2 protein-coding genes are annotated in these 1,947 nt (G+C 68.3%); both read left to right on the top strand.

Translation table 11 applies throughout. The features are described from left to right. The first annotated feature begins 205 nt into the window (after positions 1-205). On the top strand, positions 206-775 hold the full coding sequence (locus ACFVX4_RS42025; protein WP_389988780.1) for a site-specific integrase: 570 nt from the start codon (positions 206-208) through the stop codon (positions 773-775). A 250-nt stretch (positions 776-1,025) separates the two neighbouring features. After that, entirely contained in the window at positions 1,026-1,526 is a 501-nt protein-coding gene (locus tag ACFVX4_RS42020) for a DUF4232 domain-containing protein (protein ID WP_389988777.1), read from the top strand. Positions 1,527-1,947 lie beyond the last annotated feature (421 nt).

Raw genomic sequence — 1,947 nt, 5'->3', positions numbered from 1 at the left:
CAGCAACGTCAACAACGTCCGGCTGAAGCTCAAGCGGCTGGCCGAACGCGGGATCCTGATCGAGCCCGAGCAGGGATTGTTCACCCAGCCGCGGCTATAGCCACCCGGAGAGGCCACCACCAGCCCGACAGCTCCAGCTGCAAGCGCGAAACGGGCAGCACGTTACTTACTGCCCTCTCAGATCGCCGCCCTGTGGCGGCTGGACGTGGCCCTGCGGGAGAAGACGCAGTGGAAGATGCTCTACGAGTCCGCCGCACGGGCCGACGAGGTGCTGTGCCTGAACGTCGAAGACCTGTACCCGCAGGACAAGCGAGGGAAGATCACCGCCAAGGGTGGGGCGACCGAGTGGATTCACTGGCAGTCCGGCACCGCCCAGCTGCTGCCCCGACTGATCGCCCGCCGTACCCGCGGCCCGCTGTTCCTCACCGACCGCAAGGCCCCTGCCGGAACGTCGACACTGGATGTGTGCCCGGAGACCGGCCGGGCCCGACTCTCCTACCGCCGGGCTGAAGAGGTCTTCGAGGAGAACACCCGCCTGCTGGCCAACCCCCTCGCCTCACCCGAGGACATCGAGGACCTGGACGGCTGGACACTCCACCGGCTACGGCATAGTGCCCTGACACACGACGCCGAGGACGGCACCTCCACCCCGATGCTGCTGGCCCGCTCCCGCCACGCCTCCGTCCGCTCCCTGGAGCGGTACGCCCGCCCCGGCGTTGACTCGGTCGCCCGACACGTCGCCGAACGCGACCCCGCTGCACGTCGCCGCACGTAAATCCGAGCGGATCAGGGCTTCAAGATCATCCCGTTGCCCCTTTGGCGCGTATCTCGGTCACACCCCCGGTGGGCAGCCCGGCTCCGCACCCCGCCCACCGGCCCGGCTCGCCGGTGGCCTTGTCCGGAAGGGCTGTTCTTTGACGTTTCGTGACATTGTCGTGAAGAGCGCCGGGCAGGAATCCCGCCGACCTGTGGTTCTGTGGGGAAGGTCCGCGGGACCAGTCGGCAAGGCAAGGAGAGAGCTGAGCATGCGTACCAACCGCACGTCCGTCGCCGTCGTCGCCATCGCTTTGGCAGCCATCGCAAGCGTGGGCACCGCGCGCGCCGCGACATCGTCCGATGCCGCCGCCCCGTCGGCCTGTCGGCCCGCCAACCACCTCGCGAAGATCAGGCAGGACCAAGCCAGTTCAGGGCACGTCCACTTCCGTGTCACCCTGACCGCGCCGAAGGGATACGCGGCGTGCCGACTGGCCGGCTCCCCGACCGACGTGGCCTTCGCGCACCACGGCACGCCGCTCGGCATCACGGCCGGAGAGTACGGCGATCAGACAGCCGTGGTCACCTTCGGCCCGGGCCGACCCGTCCACTTCGACATCCAGGTCTCCAACAACGGCCACGCCACCCCGGCGGACGAGGCGTCGTTCACCCTCAGGGCCCCGGATGGAGAGATCCCGGGCACCTCCGTCGCCGAAGGCCGGTTCGAGGTGACCGCCGGGACCGTCATCGGCCCGATCCAGCCCGGAGCCTGACTCTTCGGGCCGCTCACCGCGCGGGGCACCGACAGGGAGCGCGGCGGTGGTCCGACCGGTCGGTGAAGCGGCCGCGGAGCGTGCCGCCGGGTGGCATACCAGGGGGGCCGTTCCGAGTCGCCGCGGTGGAAGTTGTACTCCTCGTCGTCACCAACGATCGTGACGTCGCAGCCACACCCGAACCCGTCGTCGCCCTCCGGGTCGTACGCGCCGTCCTCGTGATGGGTGTTCAGTGTCACGGCCCTTGCCCCTTGACCCAAGGCCGGGTAGTTAACGTTTTCGCAGGTCATGCGCGCCAGTTGAAAGATTTCCGACGCAAGAGCAAAGGAGCTCGTTGGTACAGGCAGTCGTCCAAGACAGCTTGTACTCGAGGAGCTCCGTTGCCGTTTCATCATGTCCTGCCGGCCTCGGTGATGGCCAT

The organism is Streptomyces sp. NPDC058240 (genome assembly GCF_042882135.1).
Lineage (GTDB): Bacteria > Actinomycetota > Actinomycetes > Streptomycetales > Streptomycetaceae > Streptomyces.
The sequence above is the reverse complement of the archived record's forward strand: the minus strand, read 5'-3'. Positions and strand labels throughout refer to the sequence as shown.